This is a genomic window from Iodobacter violaceini, from assembly GCF_011601265.1.
Classification (GTDB): Bacteria; Pseudomonadota; Gammaproteobacteria; order Burkholderiales; family Chitinibacteraceae; genus Iodobacter; species Iodobacter violaceini.
Genome location: NZ_JAAOLX010000064.1, coordinates 1 through 211 on the forward strand (window position 1 = coordinate 1; position 211 = coordinate 211).

Below are 211 nucleotides of genomic sequence, written 5' to 3' on the forward strand. Positions count from 1 at the left end.
TTGGCGGCGTGAGCGCCACCGGCGGAATTCTGGACAACGACAGCCCGGCCATTACCGGCATCGAAGTTGGCAATCCGGGTGTGGCGGATGACAATGTGGTGGAAGGTAATAACCTTGTCTTCAATGTCTCACTGAGCACCGCCACCACCAAAGCAGAAACCTATGCCTTTAACCTGGGCGGCGGATCAGCGAGTGCAGCCGATTACGGCAC

The 211-nt window shown here is 57.8% G+C and carries 1 protein-coding gene; it reads left to right on the forward strand.

What is annotated here, in order from left to right:
* Positions 1-211: hypothetical protein (locus HA050_RS21870; protein ID WP_166830602.1), on the forward strand; the 211-nt coding region annotated here is incomplete at both ends.